The organism is Arthrobacter gyeryongensis, from assembly GCF_039543785.1.
Taxonomy (GTDB): domain Bacteria; phylum Actinomycetota; class Actinomycetes; order Actinomycetales; family Micrococcaceae; genus Arthrobacter; species Arthrobacter gyeryongensis.
Genome location: NZ_BAABKK010000002.1, coordinates 33062 through 54336, shown reverse-complemented (window position 1 = coordinate 54336; position 21275 = coordinate 33062). Strand labels below are relative to the sequence as shown.

Sequence of the window (21275 nt, the reverse complement as noted above, 5' to 3'; positions counted from 1 at the left end):
GCCAGTGTCGGCGGCCGGCTGGAAACGACCCGCGAATACACATCAATTTCTTGCTTGCTCTTGACAAGAGTCTCCTGAACCGGTTCAGTAGAGATAACAAAACCGGTTCAGTGATCCCAATCACCAAGTGGCAATGAGGCAGACATGACAGTGACCATCAACGACGTTGCGCAGGCAGCCGGCGTGAGCAAGGGTGCCGTCTCGTACGCGTTGAATGGGCAGCCCGGCGTCAGTGATGACACCCGGGAGCGCATTCTCAGGGTAGCAAGGGAACTGGGGTGGAAGCCGAACCTTCGCGCCAAGAGCCTGTCTTCGGCCAAGGCCTTCGCCGTCGGGCTGGTCGTGGCAAGGGACCCCCGACTTTTGGGAACGGACCCCTTCTTCCCCGCGTTCATCGCTGGGATCGAGACCACGTTGGTTGAGCACGAATACGTCTTGGTCCTCACGGTCGCCGCCAGCGCCGACGCCGAGGAACTGGGCTATCGGAAGCTGGCTGCCGACAGCCGCGTGGACGGAGTCATCCTTACGGACATGAGGGTTGACGACTCCCGGATCGCTTTGTTGAAGAGCCTCAAGATTCCGGCCGTCACCCTTAATCGGCCCGAAACCCCCTCGCCGTTCCCTGCTGTCTGCATGGACGATACCGAAGGCATCGCGGCCGCCGTCGAACACCTCGTTTCGCTGGGACACACCAAAATCGGTCACGTGGGCGGACCGCAGAGTTACATTCACGGCCGAAGCCGGCGCTTAGCTTGGCAAAATGCCATGTCGAAAGCAGGGCTCGAGGCCGGTTCCTTCATTGAGGCGGACTTCACGGCAGCCGGCGGATTGGCGGCTACTGCGGAACTGCTTCGCTCGGCCCAGCGGCCCACGGCGATCATCTACGCGAACGACCTGATGGCCACTGCCGGACAGTCCTACGCCCAGTCCCTCGGACTGGCTGTTCCGGGTGATTTGTCCATCACGGGCTACGACGACACCGAGCTCGCCAGGTACCTCAACCCTCCGTTGACCACTGTCCCGGCTGACCCGTTGCTCTGGGGCCGTGTTGCCGCCCAGCAGTTACTGAGCCTCCTCGGCGGAGCTCCCGCGGAAGACATCTATCTGCCCTCCCCGAAGCTGGTAGTCCGCGCCTCCACCGGGCCTGCCCCCGGCACGCCGAATAACTAATCCTTACGAATACCGATTTACCCGCAATTGGGTGGGGTTATTTGCCATTCCCGTTTGAAGGCAATGTCGCCGCCGCATATTCAGTTTTCACCCGCAAAAGGAGTTGCAATGAAGCACGGAAAAATTAGTTCGAGAGTCCTCTCCCTTACCGCTATTGCCGTTATCGGAGCCGGCCTGGCCGCGTGCGGTGGGGGCGCCTCCAGCGGTACAGCTTCTGGAGCGAACTCTGCCACCACGGCCAAGGGTCCCATCAAGATCTGGTACTCCAACAACGAGTTCGAGGTGAAATGGGGCAAGGACATGGTGGCCTCATGGAACGCTGCCCACCCGGACCAGCAAGTCGATGCACAGGAAATCCCGGCAGGTAAGAGCTCCGAAGAGGTCATCGGGGCAGCAATTACCGCCGGCAACGCTCCCTGTCTGGTCTTCAACACGGCCCCTGTAGCTGTTCCGCAGTTCCAGAAGCAGGGTGGCCTGGTCCCGCTGGACTCCTTCCCGGACGGCGCCCAGTACATCAAGGACCGCACCGGCGACCTCGCCAATCAGTACAAGTCCTCCGACGGCAAGACCTACCAGCTTCCCTGGAAGTCCAACCCGGTGGTCCTCTTCTACAACAAGGACGTCTTCGCGAAGGCCGGACTGGACCCGGCAAACCCCAAGCTTGCCACGCAGTCTGAGTTCCTGGACACGGCCCGCACCCTTGTGAAGTCCGGCGCGGTTGCCAACGCCGTGTGGCCTTCGCCCACGAGCGACTTCTACCAGCCCTGGTTCGACTTCTACCCGTTCTATGCAGCCAGTTCGGGTGGCACCACCTTGCTTAAGGACGGCAAGTCCACCTTTGACAGCGATCAAGGCAAGCAGGTCGCCACGATGTTCCAGACGCTCTACAAGGAGAACCTGGCTTCCAAGGAAGCGTACAAGGGTGATTCCTTCGCCGACGGCAAGGCCGGCATGTCCCTCGCGGGCCCCTGGGCCGTCGCCGCTTACAAGGGCAAGGTGAACTGGGGCACGGTCCCGGTCCCGGGTACTCAAGCCCAGACCAACGGCTCCACCTTCTCTGACGCCAAGAACATCGCCATGTACTCCTCGTGCAAGAACCAGGGCACCGCGTGGGAGGTCATGAAGTTCGCCACCAGCAAGGAACAAGACGGCAAGCTCCTCTCCGGTACTGGCCAGATGCCCATGCGCAAGGACTTGGCCACCACGTACGCGGACTACTTCAGCCAGAACCCGGCCTACAAGACCTTCGCCGACGAAGCCGCACGCACCGTGGAAGTCCCCAACGTCTCCAACTCAGTCCAGATCTGGCAGACCTTCCGTGACGCCTGGAGCAAGTCCGTGATCTTCGGCAACCAGAGCATCGACGACGCTTTCAAGGGCGCATCTGAGAAGATCAACCAACTGGCAGCCCAGAAGTAGCAGGCGAATCCCCATGTCACTTCGCTCAGCTGGGGGTCCCGCTACGGGAGACACTGCCGGGCGGACCGTGGACCAGCGGCAGGCGCCCAGGAAACGCAAGAACTTCCTGGGCCGCCAGCCGCTGGGACTGCTGTTCAGCGCCCCCTACGTCATCTTCGTCCTTGGAGTGTTGGCATATCCCCTGGGGTACGCCGTCTACATCTCCTTCCACCAGTTCTTCTTCACCGCTCCGGGCGTGCAGGTTGACCGTCCCTTCGTGGGGTTGGACAACTACATCACTGTCCTGTCCGATCCTGAAGTACAGCGTTCCTTCGCCAATATCGGCGTCTTCCTGATCATCAACGTGCCGTTGACCGTGGGTCTGTCCTTGGTCCTGGCCAATGCCCTGAACCGCGTGACGCGGCTCAAGACCTTCTTCCGGGTCAGCTACTACGTCCCGTACGTCACGGCGAGCGTCGCCGTCGTCGGGGTCTGGCTGTTCCTGTTCCAGCAGAACGGGCTGGTCAACGCCATTCTGGGGCCGCTGGCCCCTAACCCCTCGTGGTTGACGAACTCCTGGCTGGCAATGCCAACCGTGGCCCTGTACGTGACGTGGAAGCAATTGGGATTCTTCATCCTGCTCTACCTGGCCGCGCTGCAGAACATCCCGGACGAGCTCTACGAGTCCGCTTCGGTGGACGGCGGGAACAAATGGGTCCAGTTCTGGAACATCACCGTTCCGGGAGTGCGCTCGGCCAGCGTGCTGGTGACCCTGCTCGCCACCATCACCGGAGCGAACCTGTTCACTGAGCCCTATCTGCTCACGGGCGGAGGCGGGCCGGACGGCGCCTCGACCTCGCCGGTGTTCCTGATGTACCAGAAGGGAATCCTGCAAGGGAATCCCGATGTGGCAGCAGCGCTGGGTGTGGTGCTGGTGATCGGCGTGTTGCTGATCGCCCTGATCCAGAAACGCCTCGTAGGCGGGAAGGAGGACTGACGTGTCGATTTTCAATAAAGCGCCTCTCAGGAACGACGACGACGACGACCGCCGGCCACGTGCCGGCGCTTCCGAAAGAGCGGCCTCCGAAGCTGCTTCCAGTGCTGACGCACCGGGATCCGCGGTCTCCCGCAAGGGCAGTTCCGTGGCGAAGCGCAAGAACCTGGGCGTGGGCAGCTTCTTGCTGCTGGCACTCGGAGCGTTCGTCTTCCTCTTCCCGTTTTACTACATGTTCATCGGCTCGCTGCAGACTTCCCCGGACACTTCCGTGGGCGGAGCGTTCCCTAGCCCGGCAAACATCACCGGTGAGAACTACAGCAACATCAACAACTCGATCGACCTGCTGAAAGGCCTGGTCAACTCGGGTGTTTTCACCGGCGGCGTCATCTTCTTCACCGTGGTGTTCGGGCTCCTGGTGGGCTACGCGCTCGCCCAGATGCAATTTCGCGGTAAAGGGTTCGTCTTCGGGATGATGCTGCTGGTGCAGATGATTCCGTTCCAGCTCCTGCTCATCCCGCTGTACGTCATGATCGTGCGGGACTACGGACTCGCGGACACGTACCTGGGCATGATCCTGCCGTTCGCGATCAATTCCACCGCAGTGTTCGTCTTCCGTCAGTACTTCATGCAGCTGCCCTCCACCTTGTTCGAGGCCGCCCGCATCGACGGAGCCAGCGAACTGAGGATCCTCTGGCAGATCGCGATCCCCTTGGTCCGGCCCGCCATTGTCACGGCAGTCCTGCTGACTTTCATCGGCCCGTGGAATGAGTTCCTGTGGCCGTTCCTCGTCACCAAGGACCAAGCCATTCAGCCTCTCGCCGTCTCCCTGGCGAACTACATCTCGAACATCGCCGCCACGGCATCCAACCCGTTCGGCGCCATCCTTGCCGGTGCCTGCGTTCTCGCGGCTCCCGCCGTCGCGCTGTTCATTTTCTTCCAGCGCCAGTTCATTTCCACCAATATCGGTTCAAGCGTAAAGGGCTAAGCTCTATGACTTCCTCAACTTCAGCACTCCCCACCGTCCCGTTCACCCTCACCCGCGCCGGCGTCATCATGACCCCGGAGGACGGGAACGAATTCGAAGCCGAAGGCGTCCTCAACCCGGCCAGCGGCCGCGGACCTGACGGCGAGCTGTACCTCCTGCCGCGCCTCGTGGCTAAGGGCAATGTCTCCCGCGTCGGGCTCGCCAAGGTGATCATCGGCGACGACGGCGTGCCGTCCGGCGTCGAACGCCAAGGCGTTGTCCTGGCACCGGACGAAGGGTGGGAACGGGGCCTCAACAACGCGGGAACGGAAGATCCCCGCGTCACCTGGGTGCCGTCCCTCGGCCGCCACCTGATGACCTATGTTGCTTACGGACCGCTTGGTCCCCGACTGGCCTTCGCCCATTCCGAAGACCTGCGCACGTGGGACCGCCTGGGGCCTTGCCATTTCGAGTACCAGGCGGACTTGTCCATGGACTTGAACCTGTTCGCCAACAAGGACGCCGTGTTCTTCCCGGAACCGGTCAACGATCCCGACGGCGTTCCCTCCTACGCTTTGCTGCACCGCCCCATGTGGGACCTGGGTTGGATCCGCGAAGGCGAAGGCGAGCACCTGCCGGCCGGCCTCGATGACAACCGTCCGGGTATCTGGATTTCCTACGTCGCAGTTGCCGACGTCGAGAAGGACATCCGCAACCTCGTCCACATGCGCAAGCACAAGCTCGTGGCCCTGAGCGAGTTTCCCTTCGAAGAACTCAAGATCGGCGGCGGACCGGCACCGATCCGGGTCGACGAGGGCTGGCTCCTGATCTACCACGGCGTCTCCGGGTCGATGGAAAAGTCTGCCTTCGACCACCAGCAGAACGTCAACTACACCGCCGCTGCGATGATCCTCGACAGTGACGATCCCTCCATCGTGATCGCCCGCAGCGACAAGCCGCTCCTGGCACCGGAAACGGAAGACGAGATCTCAGGCATCGTCCCCAACGTCGTTTTCCCCACGGCAATAGAGAAGATCGGCGAGCAATTGTTCGTCTTCTATGGCATGGCTGATTCGAAGATCGGCGTGGCGCGGCTGGACCGCGCCTAAAAGCAGTACCGCGAGGACCGGACCGCGCCTTAGGTAGCGGCCGGCCCCAGTAGTCCAGCCCTTCTTCCATGCCCCCCCTAGGAGTTAGACATGACACCTCCCCTTGCTTATGCACGGCTGAAATCCGCCCCGGTCGCAGTTGTTGCAACGCTGTCGATGCTCCTGGCCGGGGCAGGCGTGGCCTCAGCGACGCAACCGGCCCAAGCTACGGTGACGCAGGCCGCTGCGTCGCAGGCGCCGGCCACGGCGTCCCAGGCGCCGTTGACCAATCTGTCCCACCTGAATTTCCTGCTGGACACCGTTCCCCTGCACCCCGTGGATGGCCACACGACGTACCAGATCGGTGAACACCCCGCAGCACAAGCACCGTGGACCTACGCCAACAAGAATGCCGACGGGAGCTACACGCGGGTAGGCGGAGGTTCCAAGGACCCGGCCACAGGCAACTGGAGCCAGGGGGCCTTCAACGCGGACGACATCGCACGCACCGCCGTCGTCTACTTGCGCCATTGGCAGCAGACCGGTGACGCCTCGAGCCGAACCCGTGCCTTCGACATGCTGCGTGAGCTGACGTATTTGCAGACATCTTCCGGCCCCAATGCCGGCAACGTGGTCTTGTGGCAGCAAGCCGATGGCACACTGACGCCAAGCGCCAAGCCCGTGGAACTTCCCGACCCCAGCGACTCAGCCGAGTCCTACTGGCTTGCCCGGACCGTGTGGGCGCTCGGCGAAGGGTATGCGGCGTTCAAGTCTGCCGATCCCCAGTTTGCCGCCTTCCTGCAGTCCAGGCTTGATCTCGCCGTCGGGTCCCTGAACAAGCAATCCCTCGCCAAGTACGGGAAGTACGACGTTGCCGACGGCGCCAAGGTCCCTGCCTGGCTCATCACCGGAGGGGCGGATGCCTCGGCGGAAGCCGTGCTCGGACTCTCCGCCTACTCAAAAGCCGCGCCCGACGACGGCGCTGCCGCCACCGCGCTGAGCCAGCTCACCGAAGGTGTCGCCGGGATGTCCTCGGGATCGGTTCAGCAATGGCCCTTCGGCGCGATTCTTCCGTGGAACCAGTCCCGAACCCTGTGGCACGCTTGGGGCGGAATGGCCGCAGCCGCCGTCGCGAATGCGTCTTCGGTACTGCATCGGCCTGACCTGCTCACCGCCGCCGTGAAGGACTCCGTCCAATTCACTCCACAGCTCCTCGCCGCGGGCGGACCGGACAATGCCTGGAGCCCTACCCCGGGCGAGGCACAGATAGCCTACGGCGTGGACTCACGGGTCGAAGGACTCGTGGCGACTGCCAAGGCTGCAAATGCTCCGGGCCTGCTGGACGTCGCAGCAGTTGCCGCAGGCTGGTACTTCGGTGCCAACCGCAGCGGAAGGCCCGCCTACAACCCGGCAACAGGCACCGCGATCGACGGCATCGAAACCGACGGCCGCGTCAACCCCAACTCCGGGGCGGAATCCACCATTCACACGTTGTTGTCCATGCTCGCTCTGGATGCCAATCCGGAGCTCAAGGCCAAGGCCCTGGGGATCAGCAGCACCGTGGGGACGGACGGGCTCAAGGTGGCCGAAGCCGAAACCGGGACCATCACCGGCGGCGCAGTCGTCAAGCCTGCCTCCGCATGGACCGGTGAGGCGAACTGGTCCGGCGGCGCATACGTCGCCCTCAACGCGGGCGGCACCCTGAAGATCACAGTCCCGGTCTCGGACCAGGCACGGAACGCATACCCGATCGTGAACCAGCGCCCCGAAGCCGCCGGAACGACGTCGTGGACATCCGGGAGCACTCTCCTCGGCACCACGCCCAACGGTGGCGCCGGCGAGCAAGGCATCACCGCAGCCCCGGGCAAGCTCTTCCCGTTCTCCCTTGACCACGCACTCCCAGCGGGGCAGGACACCTTGACCGCCAAGGCCGGAAGCGACGTGTCGGTCGACGGCGTGCTGCTCCAGCCGCAGATCTCCTCGGTTTCCGTCTCCGGCTCCGCCGGCCAATCGACCCTGTACATCAGCGCCGCGTCGGGAAGCACCGATCGAAAAGTGTACATGCCGCAAGGGTTCCATTTGAGCCAGCAGGCGTTTGATGCTTCCGGGCAGCCCGTCGCACCGGGTCCTGACCAGACCGGGGCAGACCATTCCGGCCGCGTCACCGTGGCCCCGGGTGGCTTCACCTGGGTGACCCTGGTCCGCAACTAGTCCCCACCGGCTCCCAGCCTTCGCAACAGGAAGAACCCATGCAGAAAATCACCAAAGAAGCCCTGCTCCACAGCTACGAGGGAGCACTTACGTTCAGCAATCCGCTGACCGACACCATTTCCACCGACCAGTTCTCCGCCGAGTATCCTGAGCACCCGGAATGGGCTGTTGGCCCGTTCCGCAAGGACGATTCGCTGACGTTCCGGCAGGTCCAGGACTGGGCCGATCCAACCGGCATCGGGTGGACCGCGGATTCGATCTTCAATCCCTCGGTCATGGAACGCGAGGGCAAGCTCTACCTCTTCTACCGCGCATCCCCCCGCAAGGAATCGGTCTCCAGCCGCATCGGCGTCGCAGTCTACGATCCCGAAACCGGATGGCGGGACAGCCCGTCCAATCCGGTGATCTACCCCACCCAGGACAATGAGATCCTTGGTTGCGAAGATCCCAAGGTGTACCAGGCCAATGGACGTTATTACATGTTCTACAACGGGATCTGGACGATCGACCGCAGCGAGGAGCAGGCTGGCCAAGACCCGGATGTCTATCCCCTGGGCGACGTCGGCTGCGACATCAATGTCGCCGTGTCCGACGACCTGATCCATTGGGAAAAGCTCGGCCTGGCTGTCCCTTACGAGGTTTCGCGGTTCTGGGCCAAGGGGGCCGTCATCCCCCGGAACGCCCAGGGCGAGGCCGTCAAGATCGGCGGCCACTACCTGATGTATCTGTCCGAGGGCTGCGGCGGAACCACCCACGTGGGACGGTCCACCGACATGGTCGACTGGACGTTTGAACCGCAGGAGTACCTGGACCTTGGGCCGCTGGGCGGCTCTCTGCACGAAGTGGCTTGCGCCATTGTTGACGACGGCGACGCCACCGGGACTGACGGCGGCAAGCTGGTCCTGGACTTCTTCTACGGCGATGCAGACGGCCAATTTTCCGCCGCGCAGGCGCTCTACGACATAGGCCAACCCTTCACCCAGAAAGCCGTGCACAGAGGAGGCTCGTTGGCTTGGGGCGGCCTGCTCAAGTTCGACGGAAGCTGGATGTTCGCCCAAGGCTGGGATGCCCCTTCGGGATCGCGGGAGATGTATTTCTACCGGGCAGACCAGGGCTAAGCACCGCCAGCCAACGACCGTATCCGCCCTTGGCGACAGACGTTCGATTGATAAGGCACACACCATGATTGAGATGAGCAACCTCGCCAAGGGTTGGACGTTAAGAGCGACCGCTCCGGCCCCGGACGCCCCTTCCGGGGCCGAAGGCTGGAGGCTCGCGGCAACCGTTCCGTCGGTTGTGCACACGGTCCTCATGGACCACGGGCACATCCCTGACCCCTATCTGGGGCAAAACGAGGAGTCCCAGCATTGGGTGGGCCGGAGCGAGTGGGAGTACTCCACAACCTTCAACCATGACGGCAATGAAGACCGGCGGACAGAGCTCGTCTTCGAGGGCCTGGACACCATCGCCGTCATCCGGGTCAACGGCCACGACCTTGCGCACACGTACAACCAGCATCGCAGCTACGTTCTGGACGTCTCCGACGTCATCAGGCCGGGCGCCAATGACCTGACGATGGCCTTCAAGAATGTGCGCGATTATGCCGAACAAATCCGGGCGTCCGTAGGGGATCTACCCAACGGCAATCCGGAGCCATTCCAGTATGTGCGCAAGTCGGCCTGCAATTTCGGCTGGGACTGGGGCCCGAACCTCGTGACGGCCGGACCATGGAAACCTGTGGGCATCAGGCGGTACCGGACGGCACGGCTGCAGTCAGTTCGTCCGTCGGTCACCACCACCGTTGTATCCGGCCCCGGGCGAGGAACGCTCCCCATCAACGGACATGCCCGCCTGGAAGTGGATGTCGAGGTTCTGCGGGCCCCGGGCGTTTCAGGCGAGCTCGGACTCAACGTCGCCATCCTGGGCAAGACTGAATCGGTCTCCATCCCGCAGGGCTCCAACAAGGCCCGGATAGTAGTGGATCTCGAGGATGTCGAACTGTGGTGGCCGCACGATATGGGCGCCCAGCCGCTCTCGCAACTTACGGTGACGCTCGACGCTGACGGGCATGACCTTGACGTCTGGTCCAAAAGCATCGGGTTTCGGCAATTTGAACTCAAAACCGAACAGGACAAAGCAGGAACCAGCTTTGTCTTTGCCGTCAACGGAACCGACATCTTCGTCAAGGGCGCCAACTGGATCCCCGACGATTGCTTCCCGTCACGAATCACCGAAGACCAGCTCCGGCAGCGCCTCTCCCAAGCCACCGCGGCAAACATGAACCTGCTGCGCGTGTGGGGCGGCGGGATATACGAGTCGGACACTTTCTACGAGCTTTGCGACCGCATGGGGATTCTCGTCTGGCAGGATTTCCTCTTCGCGTGCGCCGGCTACCCGGAGGATGGGCCGCTCGCCGAAGAAGTCGCCGGCGAGGTCCGCGACAACGTGACACGGCTCATGAGCCACCCGAGCCTGATGCTTTGGAATGGAAACAACGAATGCGTTTGGGGCTTCTGGGATTGGGGTTGGAAGCCACAGCTCGACGGTCGAAATTGGGGCTGGGATTACTATTCCGAGCTCCTGCCCGCCTTGGTAACAGAGTTGGACCCCACCCGCCCGTACGGGAACGGCAGCCCATATTCGGGAGATCCCGAACTGCATCCCAACGATCCGAAGCACGGGAACGTGCATATCTGGGATGTCTGGAACCAAAAGGACTATTCGCATTACGCGGAGTGGAATGCGCGGTTCGTTTCCGAATTCGGGTTCCAAGGTCCCCCTAGCTGGTCTACCCTCACCCGCGTCCTGGAACCAGCGGACCTGGATCTCGAATCCCCGGCATTCCTCCAGCACCAAAAGGCCGAAGACGGAACAGCGAAGCTGCAGAGAGCACTCGCCGCACATCTTCCCGAGCCCGCGAATTTCCAGGAATGGCACTTTCTCACCCAGGTAAACCAAGCACGCACGATCCAATTCGGGATCGAACACTTCCGCGCCGGCTCGCCGGTATGCGCAGGATCCATTGTCTGGCAGCTCAACGACTGTTGGCCCGTCACTTCCTGGGCCGCTATCGATGGATACGGTCAGCTGAAACCGCTGTGGTACGCAATCCGTGAGGCCTACCGGCCGCGACTGGCGACCATCCAGCCCCGCAGCGACGGGCTCGCCGTCGTCCTGGTCAACGATTCCGCAGAGCCCTGGAGTGGAACACTCACTGTGGAACGCCTCCGCACAGCTCCTTCGACGGAGACTGTCCCGCCCGTGCTCCGGCTGGACGCGACACATCAATTCATGTTCGACGTCGAACCCCGGGGCAAGAGCGAAATCGGCCTCCCGCATGACCTGCGCGAGACTGACCGACCCTTGACCGATGTCCTCGTCGCCCGCGGTGAAGGGCTCGGGCACGGGGACCGAATCCTCCACTTCTACGCCGAGGACAAGGACCGCATCAAGGAACCAGCGCGGATCACCGCCTGGGCATCGAAAGTCCCCGATGGCATTGAAGTGACTGTCACCGCCGAGACCATCGTGCGCGATCTGGTTCTGCAGGCGGACCGGCTCGACCCGAAGGCGACCGTCTCGGAACAATGCGTTTCACTGCTACCCGGCGAAAGCCATACTTTCCACGTCGCCACGGCTGATCGTGCCGGGGAGTGTGGGCTCGACGCATGGTCGCGGTACCCGGTACTGCAGGGAGTTGGAATCCGCCACGACAGCATTTTGCCGGCCGCCGGCTTCGCACTCTCGAACTCAACCGAAGAAGGATCATTCCAATGACACACCCCAGCACCGTCGGCGCAGTCGTAGGTCTGGACATCGGGGGTTCAAAGACCCGCGGCATCAAATGGTTTGATGGCACCCCTGTTGCCGATACTTCCGGCGGCAGCGCCAACGTCCAGAACGTGAGCCGTGCCGAGGCCCGCAGCAACCTGGAGGGCGTCTTCGCCACCCTCCAGGGCGGGTCCGTTGCGCGGGTGGTGGTTGGTTCCGGAGGGATCGACACCCTCGAAGATGCGAACGCACTGACGGACCTGATCCAACCATTGGCTCCCCGCGCCGTCGTCTCCGTTGTCCATGACACGCGCCTGCTGCTGGCCGCCGCAGGTTGCAGCACGGGAATCGCCGTGATCGCCGGCACCGGATCCGCGGCCTGGGGCACTAACGGCGAGGACGAGGCGCGCGCGGGCGGCTGGGGCTACTTGCTTGGCGACGAAGGCAGCGGATACTGGTTCGGTCGAGAAGCGGTGAGGCACAGCCTCGAACGCATGAACAGCGGGCTGCGCCCCGACGAACTGACGAAAGCGCTTGTGAAATCTTGTGGACTCCTCGGCCCGGAAGGTTTGATCGCCCTCTTCCATGGCGACGCGGGACGCGAGTTTTGGGCGTCGAAATCACCGATTGTCTTTGAGTGCGCGGCCTCGGGGCATACCGCTTCCTTGGACATGATCCTCCAGGCAGGGGCCGATCTTGCCTCGTTGGCGGCGAAATGCGCTGGGCAATTGAACATCGAGGGGCCGATTGTCCTCGGTGGTGGCCTCGGGATGAACCAACCCACTTTGCAGGCGGCCATGCGGATAGCCCTTGCTGCTCGAGGCCTCGACACATTACAGGTTCTCAGCCAGGATCCGGTCTTCGGCGCACTGCATCTTGCATCCCACTAGACGCCGCTGTGATGAGTCTCACTAGCAACAAACGCCGTTCTGGCTTGAGCAGTCCGCGCCTCGCTGTGCACTATGGAAAAGCTGTACGGCGGCTTTCGCACTGGCGCGATAGCCGGATATCCGGATTCATGAATGGAAGCACTGAACAATGACGTTTGAAACTGCCGACTCCGTAACCCTCAAGATTTGGGACCGCTCAACCACCCACCACACGCTGGACGCGCTGGTGCACGACTTCTCGGTGCGCCACAACACCTCCAAGGCCAGCATCGCAGTCACCTGCAGCGGGCCTAACACCTTTACTGTCAGCCTGAACGGCAGCGCGGCCAAGGCCACCGCCTTCGACGCACACTCCCTGTAACAGCACGCCTCAGGCGCAACACGACGACGGCGGGAGTCACCTCCCGCCGTCGTTCGCGTATCCGGTGTTCTCCGTCCGGAACAATCAGGCGCGGGAGTGCTCCGAAAGGAGCGCGTCGATCTGGCCGGCGGCCTCCTTCATTCCCTCTTCCATACCCATATCGATCATCATCTTCATCTGCTCTTCTGATTCGAACGTGGACAGGATGGTCATCCGGGTGCGGTCGCCGATCTCCTCGAGGGTCACGGTCGCGTGGCCGGCCCCAATCTCCTCGACGGGAGCTCCATTTTCGTCGGCAAAGCCGTCGTCGAACTCCAGCCTGTTCGGAGCTTCGACCGACGTGATGCGCCACCAGCCGCGGGGCTTCTCGCCGTCGGGACCGGTCATGTAATAGCTGGCCATCCCGCCCGGCTCGAACTCGTACTGCTCGAACGTGGCTGGCCACGTGGGTGGACCCCACCAGCGTTCGAGCTGGCGCGGGTCTTCCCAGATTTGCCAGACCTGTTCAGCGCTGGCATCGAACTCGGCGACGAGCGTCAAGCTCAACGCTTCGGGATTTTTGGTGGAACTGATAACCGTCATTGCGGAACCCTTCCTATTTTCCGGAGAGGATGTCTGCGATCCGATCGACGCGCTGCCGCCAGATCGCCTCGTACTCATCGAGCAACTGGCGGGCTTTCTGCAAGCCATCATGGTTGCCCCGCACGATCTGCTCCCTTCCGCGCTTCTCCTTCGTTACAAGGGACGCGCGCTCCAACACCGCCACGTGCTTCTGGACGGCGGCGAAACTCATGGCGTAGAGGGCGGCCAAACCGGACACCGAATACTCCCCGACCGTTACCCGACGGACGATGTCCCGGCGCGTGGCATCGGAAAACGCCTGGAAGAGGCGGTCAAGTTCGGTTTCGCTGAGCTGATCTACAACCATTTGGTTGTATGATATTCCGATGGCTCAGGGGTGTCAACGGAGCTGCAACAGGTCCATGTAGCCCACGCCGTCGAGACCCCTTAGACCTCCGCCACCGGCGCCGCGAACTGGGCCTCATACAACCTCGAGTAGGCGCCACCAGCAGCCAGGAGCTCCGCATGGGTGCCTTGCTCCACGATCTGCCCGGACTCCATCACCAGGATGAGGTTGGCGTCGCGGATCGTGGACAGGCGGTGCGCGATCACAAAGCTCGTCCGGTCAGAACGCAGGGCATTCATGGCCTTCTGCACCAGAACCTCGGTCCGGGTGTCCACGGAGCTCGTGGCCTCGTCCAGAATCAAGACTGACGGACGGGCCAGGAAAGCCCGGGCAATGGTGAGCAACTGCTTCTCACCGGCGGAAACGTTGCTGCCTTCGTCGTCGAGCACTGTGTCGTAGCCCTCAGGGAGGGAGTGCACGAAGCGATCCACGTACGTTGCTTGTGCGGCCTCCAGAATCTCGGCTTCGGTAGCGTCGGGCCGTCCGTAGGCGATGTTGTCCCTGATCGTGCCGCCGAACAGCCACGTGTCCTGAAGCACCATGCCCATCCGCGAGCGCAGTTCGTAGCGGGACATCGAGGCGACGTCGACGCCGTCGAGAGTTATCCGCCCGGCGTCGAGCTCGTAGAAGCGCATCATGAGGTTCACAAGCGTGGTCTTGCCTGCTCCTGTGGGCCCAACGATCGCCACGGACTGGCCGGGCTCGGCCACGAGGCTCAGATTCTGGATCAGCGGCTTGTCCGGCGAGTAGGAGAAGGAGATATTCTCGAACACCAAGCGCCCGCGCGTCACGTCGGGAACAGCCGAAGGCTCGGGATCGGCGCTCTGCTCCTCGGTGTCGAGCAGCGCGAAGACGCGTTCGGCGGACGCGACACCGGACTGGAGCAGATTGGCCATTGAACCGAGCTGGGCCAAGGGCTGCGTGAACTGCCGGGAGTACTGGATGAAGGCCTGGACATCGCCCAACTGCATCGCGCCCGAAGCTACTTGAAGGCCACCCACCACCGCGATCCCGACATAGACCAGGTTGCCGATGAATGTCAGTGCCGGCATGATCAAGCCGCTGATGAACTGGGCCCCGAAGCTGGCCGAGAACAGTTCTGCGTTCTTCTCGCGGAAGCGCTCCTCCACTTCGCGCTGGCGGCCGAACACCTTCACAAGCGCGTGGCCGGTGTAGGTTTCTTCTATCTGCCCGTTCAACTCGCCGGTGTTCTTCCACTGGGCGACGAACAGCTTCTGCGAGCGCTTGGCGATCAGCACGGTGGTGACCAGCGTCAACGGCACCGTGACCAGCGTGATAAACGCCAGAATCGGGGAGAGCAGAAACATCATGAAGATGACGCCGGCCACTGTGAGCAGGGACGTGACCGCTTGGCTGATGGACTGTTGGAGGCTTTGCGAAATGTTGTCGACGTCGTTGGTCACGCGGCTGAGCAGTTCGCCGCGCTGCACGGAGTCGAAGTAGCGCAGCGGAAGCCGGTTGATTTTCGCTTCGATCTGCTCGCGGAGCCGGTACACGGTCCGCTGCACGACGCCGTTGAGCACGTAGGCCTGAATCCAGCCGAACGCCGAGGCAAGGACATACAAGACCAGCACCCACAGCAGGATCGAGGACAACGCCCCGAAGTCGATTCCGACGCCGGGAGTCAAGTCCATGCCCTTCAGCATGTCCGCTTTGGAGCCCTGGCCGGAAGCGCGCAGCCCGTCGATGACCTGTTCCTTGCTCACCCCGGCGGGAAGTTGTTTGGACACGACGCCGGCGAAGATCAGGTTGGTGCCCTCACCGAGAAGCCGGGGGCCGATGACGGACAGGGTCACGCTTGCCACCGCGAGGAAGAGAACCAGAGTCAGCCACAAGCGCTCGGGCCGCAGCGTGCCTAAGAGCCGCTTGGCCGAGGGCAGGAAGTTCATGGCCTTTTCGGCCGGGATGCTCATTCCCGCGAACGGTCCGCCACGGCCTGGTCCCATCGGGGGACGCTGCGGGCGGTTGGCGGTACCTGCTGTGCCGGGATTGGGAGCCGCGCTGCTCATGCCGCCTCCTCCGCTGCCAGCTGGGAGGAAACTATCTCCCGGTATGTTTCCGAAGTCTCAAGCAACTCTTCGTGGGTTCCGCGCCCCACCAGCCGCCCGTCGTCGAGCACTAGAATCTGCTCTGCATCCGCGATGCTGGATACCCGCTGCGCAATGATGACCATGGTGGCACCGGAAGTGTGGCGCTTGAGCGCCTGGCGGAGCCTTGCGTCGGTGGCGGTGTCCAGGGAGGAGAACGAGTCGTCGAAGATGTAGAGCTCGGGCTGCTTCACGAGCGCCCGGGCAATCGCGAGGCGCTGGCGCTGGCCGCCGGAAACGTTGGTGCCGCCTTGGGAGATCGGAGCGTCAAGGCCACCCTCCATCTCTTCGACGAAGTCCTGGGCCTGTGCAATGGAGAGGGCCCGCCAGAGTTCTTCCTCGGTGGCGTCGGGCTTGCCGTAGAGCAGGTTGCTGCGGACCGTGCCGGAGAACAGGTAGGGCTTTTGCGGTACCAGTCCGATGTGCCCCCACAAGAGGTCCGGGTGCAGTTCGCGGACGTCGACGTCGTCGATCCGTACCGAGCCGCTGCTCGCGTCGAAGAGCCGTGGCAGCAAGTTCACCAAGGTGGTCTTGCCTGCGCCCGTGCTGCCGATGATCGCCGTCGTCTGGCCTGCGCGTGCCCGGAAGCTGATGCCGCTGAGGACGGGCTGCTCGGCACCGGGGTAGGCAAATCCGACGTCGAGCAATTCCAGCTCACCGCGGCCAGCCGTCTCCGTCACTGGGTTCTCGGGAGGCCGCACGCTGGATGGGGTCTCCAGCACCTGCCCGATGCGGTCCGCTGAAACAGCAGCTCGCGGGATCATCACGGCCATGAACGTCGCCATCATGACCGACATGAGGATCTGCATGAGGTAGCTCAGGAAGGCGATCAATGTGCCTACCTGCATGGAGCCGTCGTTGATCCGGAACGATCCGAACCAGATCACGGCCACGCTGGAGACGTTGAGTACCAGCATCACCACGGGGAACATGAGCGCCATGAGCCGCCCCGCGCGCAACGCCATCTCGGTGACGTCGTGGTTGGCGGATGCGAAGCGTTCCGTCTCCATGTCCTCGCGCACGAACGCGCGCACCACGCGGATGCCGGCCAACTGTTCGCGGAGGACGCGGTTCACGGTGTCGATCCGGACCTGCATCTTGCGGAACAGCGGTACCATCCGGCTAACAATGAGGCCCACCGCAACGAGCAGCACGGGGACGCTCACGGCGATCAGCCAGGACAACTGGGCATCCTGCCGGACGGCCATGATCACACCGCCGATGCTGAGCATAGGCGCCGCCACCATGAGGGTGCAGGACATCAGGACGAGCTGCTGGACTTGCTGCACATCGTTGGTTGAACGCGTGATCAGCGAGGGAGCGCCGAAACGGGTGACCTCCTGCTCGGAGAACTCCCCTACCCTGGTGAAAATGGCCCCGCGCAGGTCCCGTCCCAAGCCCATGGCTGCTTTCGCTCCGAAGTACACGGCCGTGATCGAACAGGCTATTTGCAGGAGCGTGATGAACAACATGAGGCTGCCGGTGCCCAGAATGTACCCGGTATCCCCCTTGGCCACGCCTTCGTCAATGATGTCGGCATTCAGTGTGGGCAAGTACAGCGACGCTATGGACTGCGCCAACTGGAAAATGACGACGGCGATCAGCAGCTGCCGATGTGGCCGCAGGTACTGAACGAGAAGTTTCCAGAGCATCGTTCTCCAACTCACGTAGTGATTCGAAGGCCAGTCTACGACTGGTTGCTGGGGGCAACTAGAGCTTTCCCTCAGGGCGAAGTGTGGCGGGTGATCAGGTGCAACCCTCGCTCAGCTATGGGGCTTCTTTCCCCAACCCTCGCTCAGATCGTGAGGCTTACCGCGCAAGAGCAACGCCGATCTCGCGATTCACTGCAGGGATGATTTCGTTGGCCAGGAGCTCGATGGACCGCGCCGTCTCAGCGAAAGGCAAGCCGCCGAGACCGACCTGAGCCAGATACCGCGTGTTACCGAGGGCGCTATGAATTTCCAGTAGCTTTTCGACCAGCTGTTGGGGGCTCCCCACAAGCAGGCCGCCACCCGGTTCGGTCCATTCATCGAAGGTGTTCCGCGGGAAATTGTCAACTGGCCGGGGCATGTTCTGCTCGAAGTAGGCGCGATAGTAGGGGTAGAAGGTGTCCCGGGCCTGCTGCGACGTCGGCGCCACATAGAAATGGCCACCCGCGCCGACTGGCAGGGCGGCAGCGTCGTGTCCCGCGTTTTCAGCGGTCTCCCGGTACAGTTCCACGAGCCGGCGGAATCGTGCCGGCCCGGACAGCAGAGCGATAAACAACGGCAGGCCCAACCGCCCCGCCCGGACGAAACTCTGCGGAGTACCACCCACGCCCACCCAGATGGGCAACTTTTCCTGGATCGGACGGGGCGCTATGTCCATCCCGGAGACGGTTTGGGTCAGGCTTCCCTCCCAGCGAAGGTTGTCGTTGTCACGCAGCGCGAGCAACATGTTCAGCTTCTCTTCGAACAGCTCGTCATAGTCCTCCAATCTGTGGCCAAACAAGGAGTACGACTCCACAAAGGCGCCACGGCCGGCAATGATCTCTGCCCGCCCGCCCGAAATTAGATCCAGCGTGGAGAACTGCTCGAAGAGCCGGACAGGGTCCTGGGTGGAGAGAACCGTGACGGCGGTACCCAGCCGAAGGTTGGTGGTTTCCCGAGCGATGGCCGCGTATTTGGATTCATTCCCGAAGCCGTGAGTGAGCGAGCGTCCACCGCAACCCCCACATACGTGAGCGAGCGTCCACCGCAACCCCCACATACGTGAGCGAGCGTCCACCGCAACCCCCACATACGTGAGCGAGCGTCCACCGCAACCCCCACATACGTGAGCGAGCGTCTTGATGGCGAGGGCGTGCCGCGATCGTACCCGGACAGTAGGCTGGAAACGCTCGGCAAAATCCGCTACGAAAGGACGTAGTCATGGCTTACATCACCGTTGGAAACGAAAACAGCACCGAGATCGAGATCTACTACGAGGACCACGGGACCGGCCAGGCAGTGGTCCTCATCCACGGCTATCCCCTGGATGGTTCGTCCTGGGAGAAGCAGACCGCCGCCCTGCTCAACGCCGGCTACCGAGTCATCACCTACGACCGCCGCGGCTTCGGCAAGTCCAGCAAGCCGACCGTCGGCTACGACTACGACACCTTCGCCGCGGACCTGAACACCCTCCTGAACACCATCGATGTGAACGACGCCGTACTGGTGGGCTTCTCGATGGGGACCGGTGAAGTGGCCCGCTACCTTGGCACTTACGGCTCGGCGAGGGTGGCGAAAGCCGTGTTCCTTGCGTCCTTGGAGCCGTTCCTCCTGCAGACCGCGGACAACCCAGGGGGCGTCCCGCAGTCCGTGTTCGACGGACTTTCCGAAGCCGTCATTTCCGATCGCTATGCTTTCTTCACCGAATTCTTCAACAACTTCTACAACGCCCCCACTTTCCTCGGAACGCACCGCCTGAGCCACGAAGCAGTCGCCGCCAGCTGGAACCTGGCAGCCCAGTCAGGTGCCTACGCTTCGGTGGCCGCGCAGCCCACGTGGCTTACCGATTTCAGGGCGGACATCCCCAGGATCGACGTTCCCGCCCTGATCGTGCACGGCAACGCGGACAACATCCTCCCCATCGACGTTACCGGCCGGAGGTTCGCCGAAGCACTCCCGGGCGCCGATTACCTGGAGATCGACGGCGCCCCGCACGGCTTGCTGTGGACACACGCCGCCGAGGTCAACCAGGCACTGCTCGGTTTCCTCGGGAAGTAGGGATTCCTGACAAAAAATTAGGACGAAACTAACTGAATATCGCGGGAACCTTAACGCCTCTGGTCCAGTCTTAATGCAAGCACAGGCGGAACCCATCCGCCGGCGAAAGCACCAAAGCTGCAAGGGGAGCAGGACCGGCCATGAAGACAACAACAGCCCTGGACGAAGTCACCGCCATAAACGGCGTGATCACCGATCAGCAACCCGTTGACTTCCACGCTTTGGGGCTCGCGGGCTGCATCGACCGCTTGGCCGCACCGCTCCGCCGCCAAGGGACCGAAATCCATTGGGAGACGCCGCACCATGGCGTCGAAATCTCGTCCGGCTCCGCTTCCTTGCTTTACCACGCTGCCAAGGAAGTCCTCAGCAACGCGTTCAAGTACGCGCATGCCCACGACGTCACCGTCCGGCTCGCCGCCGTCTACCACGGGATCCGGCTGACAGTCACCGACAACGGCGCGGGCTTCGACAACAAGGCAACCCCCGCGGGCGCACACCACGGATTCGGGCTCCGCCTTATGTCCATCGCCGTCAGCGAAGTCGGCGGCGATGTCTCCATCGTCTCCAGTCCAGGGAACGGAACCTGCGTCACCGTCACCCTGCCGCTCGACTGATACGCGTCGATGCCCGACGGCGGCGGGCACCCGCCGTCGTCGGTTTCGGCGCTGCTGGTTCGCTATTCAAGTGAATCTGGTATGAAAGGCGAATGACCCCGTACAAATCCGAACCGCCCCTGGGCGGTTCCCGCGCGCACATCAAGTCGATTTTCCCGTCGCTGGCCCCCAGCGAACAGCGCGTGGCGCAATTGTGTCTTGATTCCCCCGAAACCGTGGCCAGGATGTCTGTAGCGGATCTGGTCACCCAGACGGGGACATCGCCGGCGACGATCGTGCGGGCGTGCAAGAGCTTGGGCTTTGACGGATTCCAGCACCTGCGCCAAGTCCTGCTGCGCGATCTGGGCGCCGCAGCACGGGACAGCATCCAGCAGGAAGATTCAGGGGCAACCGGCGAACCAGGATCCTCCGAACACCTGGTTTCCGGGATCTTTTCCCGGGCATCCCACGACATCCGGGGAGCTCTGGGCTCACTGGACTTCGAGGCCTTCGACGCCGCGGTCCGGGCGATTCGCCAGGGCGGGCGCCTGCTGGTGGTGGCCAACGGGGCGTCCCTCGCTGCCGCACAATCCCTTGCCTTGCGGTTCCTATCCGCCGGAGTGCAATGCGAGGCGCCGTCCGATATCGTCTCGCAGCACATCTCCGCCAAGCTCCTCTCGGCAGGCGATGTCTGCATCGCCGTGAGCGACAGCGGAATGAACTCCTTCACGATTGGCTCGGCGCGGATCGCGGCCGAACGCAAGGCCACGGTGATAGGGGTAACCAGCTATGCGAAATCCGAGCTCGCCGCTCTCTCGACCCACTCACTAGTGGCCGGGGCGGAATTCCATTCATGGAACGAGCAGCTGCCTATTGGAAATATCGTCCAGATGCTGGTGCTGTCCGCCCTGCACGCCGCGGTGACTGCAGATTCTCCCGACGTTGAGCGCGCCCGCTCAGCCGTGTTCGAAGAAGTCCTCCATATGGTGGAAAACACCGAATAGCTTGTGG

18 protein-coding genes are annotated in these 21275 nt (G+C 62.8%); 13 read left to right on the top strand and 5 right to left on the bottom strand.

From position 1 onward, the window contains the following. The first annotated feature begins 144 nt into the window (after positions 1–144). From ABEA18_RS01250 to ABEA18_RS01205, 10 genes are all read left to right on the top strand, one after another. Complete coding sequence (locus ABEA18_RS01250; protein ID WP_345447184.1) at positions 145–1170, top strand: LacI family DNA-binding transcriptional regulator; 1026 nt, start codon at positions 145–147, stop codon at positions 1168–1170. 108 nt (positions 1171–1278) lie between these two features. Further along, positions 1279–2589, top strand: a complete 1311-nt coding sequence (locus ABEA18_RS01245) for an extracellular solute-binding protein (RefSeq protein WP_345447181.1) — start codon at positions 1279–1281, stop codon at positions 2587–2589. A gap of 13 nt (positions 2590–2602) precedes the next feature. Beyond that, on the top strand, positions 2603–3565 hold the full coding sequence (locus ABEA18_RS01240) for a carbohydrate ABC transporter permease (protein WP_345447178.1): 963 nt from the start codon (positions 2603–2605) through the stop codon (positions 3563–3565). 229 nt (positions 3566–3794) lie between these two features. Next, positions 3795–4550 (top strand): carbohydrate ABC transporter permease, encoded by a 756-nt coding sequence (locus ABEA18_RS01235; protein ID WP_234753454.1) that lies wholly within the window; start codon positions 3795–3797, stop codon positions 4548–4550. Between the two features lie 5 nt (positions 4551–4555). Beyond that, a complete protein-coding gene (locus ABEA18_RS01230; RefSeq protein WP_345447175.1) occupies positions 4556–5638 on the top strand; it encodes a glycoside hydrolase family 130 protein in 1083 nt (360 codons plus the stop codon). Between the two features lie 90 nt (positions 5639–5728). After that, the gene (locus tag ABEA18_RS01225; RefSeq protein ID WP_345447172.1) at positions 5729–7828 is read left to right on the top strand and encodes a hypothetical protein; all 2100 of its coding nucleotides are present in this window, start codon (positions 5729–5731) and stop codon (positions 7826–7828) included. Between the two features lie 38 nt (positions 7829–7866). Continuing rightward, positions 7867–8946, top strand: coding sequence for a glycoside hydrolase family 130 protein (locus ABEA18_RS01220; protein ID WP_345447169.1), 1080 nt, complete (start codon positions 7867–7869; stop codon positions 8944–8946). Between the two features lie 64 nt (positions 8947–9010). Further along, positions 9011–11605: a glycoside hydrolase family 2 protein gene (locus tag ABEA18_RS01215; protein ID WP_345447166.1), complete on the top strand. Its 2595-nt coding sequence runs from the start codon at positions 9011–9013 to the stop codon at positions 11603–11605. Beyond that, the gene (locus ABEA18_RS01210) at positions 11602–12489 is read left to right on the top strand and encodes an N-acetylglucosamine kinase (RefSeq protein WP_345447163.1); all 888 of its coding nucleotides are present in this window, start codon (positions 11602–11604) and stop codon (positions 12487–12489) included. The genes ABEA18_RS01215 and ABEA18_RS01210 overlap by 4 nt, the downstream gene beginning before the upstream one ends. Positions 12490–12637: 148 nt before the next feature. Beyond that, positions 12638–12850: a hypothetical protein gene (locus tag ABEA18_RS01205; protein WP_184741564.1), complete on the top strand. Its 213-nt coding sequence runs from the start codon at positions 12638–12640 to the stop codon at positions 12848–12850. 84 nt (positions 12851–12934) lie between these two features. Here the strand turns inward: ABEA18_RS01205 and ABEA18_RS01200 are convergent, their stop codons facing one another. The 5 genes from ABEA18_RS01200 to ABEA18_RS01180 form a co-directional block, all read right to left on the bottom strand. Continuing rightward, complete coding sequence (locus tag ABEA18_RS01200; RefSeq protein WP_345447158.1) at positions 12935–13432, bottom strand: SRPBCC family protein; 498 nt, start codon at positions 13430–13432, stop codon at positions 12935–12937. Between the two features lie 13 nt (positions 13433–13445). Continuing rightward, positions 13446–13778: an ArsR/SmtB family transcription factor gene (locus ABEA18_RS01195; protein ID WP_345447155.1), complete on the bottom strand. Its 333-nt coding sequence runs from the start codon at positions 13776–13778 to the stop codon at positions 13446–13448. An 80-nt stretch (positions 13779–13858) separates the two neighbouring features. Further along, positions 13859–15847: an ABC transporter ATP-binding protein gene (locus ABEA18_RS01190; RefSeq protein ID WP_345447152.1), complete on the bottom strand. Its 1989-nt coding sequence runs from the start codon at positions 15845–15847 to the stop codon at positions 13859–13861. Next, a complete protein-coding gene (locus ABEA18_RS01185; RefSeq protein WP_345447149.1) occupies positions 15844–17577 on the bottom strand; it encodes an ABC transporter ATP-binding protein in 1734 nt (577 codons plus the stop codon). Before ABEA18_RS01185 ends, ABEA18_RS01190 begins: the two co-directional genes overlap by 4 nt. Positions 17578–17734: 157 nt before the next feature. Further along, entirely contained in the window at positions 17735–18691 is a 957-nt protein-coding gene (locus ABEA18_RS01180; RefSeq protein WP_345447147.1) for an LLM class flavin-dependent oxidoreductase, read from the bottom strand. A 143-nt stretch (positions 18692–18834) separates the two neighbouring features. Between ABEA18_RS01180 and ABEA18_RS01175 the strand changes: the two genes are divergently transcribed. The 3 genes from ABEA18_RS01175 (at position 18835) to ABEA18_RS01165 (ending at position 21268) form a co-directional block, all read left to right on the top strand. Continuing rightward, positions 18835–19671 (top strand): alpha/beta fold hydrolase, encoded by an 837-nt coding sequence (locus ABEA18_RS01175; protein ID WP_345447144.1) that lies wholly within the window; start codon positions 18835–18837, stop codon positions 19669–19671. 140 nt (positions 19672–19811) lie between these two features. Continuing rightward, positions 19812–20285 carry a sensor histidine kinase gene (locus tag ABEA18_RS01170; protein ID WP_345447141.1) on the top strand — a complete coding sequence of 158 codons (474 nt, stop codon included), beginning with the start codon at positions 19812–19814 and terminating at the stop codon, positions 20283–20285. 92 nt (positions 20286–20377) lie between these two features. Continuing rightward, positions 20378–21268: a MurR/RpiR family transcriptional regulator gene (locus ABEA18_RS01165; protein WP_345447138.1), complete on the top strand. Its 891-nt coding sequence runs from the start codon at positions 20378–20380 to the stop codon at positions 21266–21268. The last annotated feature ends 7 nt before the right edge of the window (positions 21269–21275 follow it).

Coding starts and splice junctions, on each gene's coding strand:
- ABEA18_RS01250 (WP_345447184.1), top strand. CDS start 145: ATGACAGTGACCATCAACGACGTTGCGCAGGCAGCCGGCGTGAGCAAG.
- ABEA18_RS01245 (WP_345447181.1), top strand. CDS start 1,279: ATGAAGCACGGAAAAATTAGTTCGAGAGTCCTCTCCCTTACCGCTATT.
- ABEA18_RS01240 (WP_345447178.1), top strand. CDS start 2,603: ATGTCACTTCGCTCAGCTGGGGGTCCCGCTACGGGAGACACTGCCGGG.
- ABEA18_RS01235 (WP_234753454.1), top strand. CDS start 3,795: ATGTTCATCGGCTCGCTGCAGACTTCCCCGGACACTTCCGTGGGCGGA.
- ABEA18_RS01230 (WP_345447175.1), top strand. CDS start 4,556: ATGACTTCCTCAACTTCAGCACTCCCCACCGTCCCGTTCACCCTCACC.
- ABEA18_RS01225 (WP_345447172.1), top strand. CDS start 5,729: ATGACACCTCCCCTTGCTTATGCACGGCTGAAATCCGCCCCGGTCGCA.
- ABEA18_RS01220 (WP_345447169.1), top strand. CDS start 7,867: ATGCAGAAAATCACCAAAGAAGCCCTGCTCCACAGCTACGAGGGAGCA.
- ABEA18_RS01215 (WP_345447166.1), top strand. CDS start 9,011: ATGATTGAGATGAGCAACCTCGCCAAGGGTTGGACGTTAAGAGCGACC.
- ABEA18_RS01210 (WP_345447163.1), top strand. CDS start 11,602: ATGACACACCCCAGCACCGTCGGCGCAGTCGTAGGTCTGGACATCGGG.
- ABEA18_RS01205 (WP_184741564.1), top strand. CDS start 12,638: ATGACGTTTGAAACTGCCGACTCCGTAACCCTCAAGATTTGGGACCGC.
- ABEA18_RS01200 (WP_345447158.1), bottom strand. CDS start 13,432: ATGACGGTTATCAGTTCCACCAAAAATCCCGAAGCGTTGAGCTTGACG.
- ABEA18_RS01195 (WP_345447155.1), bottom strand. CDS start 13,778: ATGGTTGTAGATCAGCTCAGCGAAACCGAACTTGACCGCCTCTTCCAG.
- ABEA18_RS01190 (WP_345447152.1), bottom strand. CDS start 15,847: ATGAGCAGCGCGGCTCCCAATCCCGGCACAGCAGGTACCGCCAACCGC.
- ABEA18_RS01185 (WP_345447149.1), bottom strand. CDS start 17,577: ATGCTCTGGAAACTTCTCGTTCAGTACCTGCGGCCACATCGGCAGCTG.
- ABEA18_RS01175 (WP_345447144.1), top strand. CDS start 18,835: ATGGCTTACATCACCGTTGGAAACGAAAACAGCACCGAGATCGAGATC.
- ABEA18_RS01170 (WP_345447141.1), top strand. CDS start 19,812: ATGAAGACAACAACAGCCCTGGACGAAGTCACCGCCATAAACGGCGTG.
- ABEA18_RS01165 (WP_345447138.1), top strand. CDS start 20,378: ATGACCCCGTACAAATCCGAACCGCCCCTGGGCGGTTCCCGCGCGCAC.